At 74.0% G+C, this 1,366-nt stretch carries 2 protein-coding genes; both read right to left on the reverse strand.

What is annotated here, in order from left to right; genetic code table 11:
- Positions 1–173 precede the first annotated feature (173 nt).
- Positions 174–815, reverse strand: coding sequence for a TasA family protein (locus AB0G02_RS32240; RefSeq protein WP_360801700.1), 642 nt, complete (start codon positions 813–815; stop codon positions 174–176).
- A 114-nt stretch (positions 816–929) separates the two neighbouring features.
- Positions 930–1,366, reverse strand: a 437-nt coding sequence (locus AB0G02_RS32245; RefSeq protein WP_360801703.1) for an MFS transporter, incomplete at its 5' end; no start/stop codon positions are given.

Genomic DNA, 1,366 nt, shown 5'->3' on the forward strand with positions numbered 1-1,366 from the left:
GGCCGCCCAGCTGAGGGACCCGCCGCTGGACGCGGCGGTGGTCGAGGCGGCGACCGCCGCGCCCGCGGCTCCGGTGCCCAGCAGACCGGCGATGACGACCCCGCCGAGCACCGCGCTCGCGCGTCGCGGGGTGATGGCCGTCATCGCTGCTCCTCTTCCGGGGTCGGGCGGGGTCAGGAGTTGGTGGTGACCGCGGACCGCTGGGTCTCGCTGAACGTGTAGGTGAGGTTCACCGACTGGCCCTGCACGGTGTTCGCGGGCAGCGCGCCGTTGACCGTGGTCTCGTTCTGGTCGGGCAGCTGCACGGAGATCTGGAGGTTCTCCACGCCGCTGGCGGTGATCGCACCCGGCAGGAGGGACGCGGCGGAGGCGAGGCCGCTCAGCGGGGTGGCGTTGAGCAGGACGGCCTTGTCGCCGTTGCACGCGCCGGTGGCGGGGGTCCAGGCGCCGGAGCACTGGCTGACGGTGACGCGCAGCGCCCTGGTGGTCGCGCCGTCGGTGACCAGGGTGGTCGAGCCGGTGGCGGCGACCTGCATCGTCAGCGCCTGGGCGTCGAGGCTGCCGCCGTTGGTCAGGGTCACGTAGCGGTTGGCGGTGTCGCCGGGCGCGAGGTTGGTGATGCTCTGGCTGAACCCGGCGCCGTTGTTGCCCAGGGCCAGCTTCAGCGTGCCGCTGCTGATCTGCTCGGGGGTCACGTTCGCGGCGGTCGCGGTCAGCGTCGCCCAGACGCCGACGCCCATGGCGACGAGAACGGACCCGCCGACGGCGGCGAGGGCGACCGGGCGCCAGGCGGGGCGACGGCGGTTGTGCTGCATTTCGGGCTCCTCACTCGGTGGTGGAACCAAGGTTGGGGCCCGGACCTCCGCCGTTCCTCAGCGCTTCCTCAAGGTCGCCTCAAGGTTCGCGCGCACCCCTGGAGCACCGCGGCTTCACCCCGCCGGGACGGACGGCCGGACGGTCAGGGTGGCCAGCGCCAGCACGCCGGCCGCGAGGTAGAGGGCGGCCTGGACGTCGAGCAGCGCGGACAGGCCGAGCAGGGGCGTGAAGGCGCCGGCCAGGACCATGCCGAGCGCCTGACCGCCGTCGAACAGGCTCATGAACGTCGCCATCACCCGGCCGCGCACCTCGTCGGCGGCGTGCAGCTGGAGCAGCGACATCATCGCGGCGCCCAGGACCACGCCGGGCACGCCCGCGACCGCGAACACGCCGACGAAGAACACGAACGCGGTCGTCACCAGGGGCGCGTTCCAGCCGATCGCGGCCACCACGCCGAACGCGAGCAGCGCCACCCCGAACAGCCGGCCGGGCGGGAACCTGCGCGCCAGCGCACCCACCAGCAGGCCGCCGGCCAGCCCGCCGACGGCTT

The organism is Actinosynnema sp. NPDC023658, assembly GCF_040639995.1.
Taxonomy (GTDB): domain Bacteria; phylum Actinomycetota; class Actinomycetes; order Mycobacteriales; family Pseudonocardiaceae; genus Actinosynnema.

Excerpts from the sequence above, each read along its gene's own strand:
- AB0G02_RS32240 (WP_360801700.1), bottom strand. The coding sequence starts at position 815 with ATGCAGCACAACCGCCGTCGCCCCGCCTGGCGCCCGGTCGCCCTCGCC.